This window comes from Vibrio sp. TMPB1044, assembly GCF_030442075.1.
GTDB classification, from domain to species: Bacteria; Pseudomonadota; Gammaproteobacteria; order Enterobacterales; family Vibrionaceae; genus Vibrio; species Vibrio satsumensis.
Map to the genome: position 1 here is coordinate 1 of NZ_JAUJED010000085.1, position 371 is coordinate 371.

General features: G+C 47.2%; 2 tRNA genes. Both read right to left on the reverse strand.

Features of this window, described 5'->3' with window-relative positions:
• Nucleotides 1–174 precede the first annotated feature (174 nt).
• Nucleotides 175–249: transfer RNA gene (locus tag QQ041_RS23670), tRNA-Gln, on the reverse strand.
• Between the two features lie 30 nt (nucleotides 250–279).
• A tRNA-Leu gene (locus tag QQ041_RS23675) sits at nucleotides 280–364 on the reverse strand.
• Between the last annotated feature and the right edge of the window lie 7 nt (nucleotides 365–371).

A 371-nucleotide genomic window follows, 5' to 3' on the forward strand; every position in this document is an offset into this window, starting at 1 on the left:
CGGTCGGAGAGACTTGAACTCTCACACCTCTCGGCGCCAGAACCTAAATCTGGTGCGTCTACCAATTCCGCCACGACCGCAGCAAATCTTTATAGTTAAATCGACATTGGTGATTCGAAATAACGTTGTGCTCTTAGTTAATTACTGAAGTAATCAAACAAAGAGTTTAAATAGTGGCTGGGCTACCTGGATTCGAACCAGGGAATGCTGGCATCAAAAGCCAGTGCCTTACCGCTTGGCGATAGCCCAACAATGATATCACTTAAGATATCTAAATAATGGTGCGGTCGGAGAGACTTGAACTCTCACACCTCTCGGCGCCAGAACCTAAATCTGGTGCGTCTACCAATTCCGCCACGACCGCAGCAAAT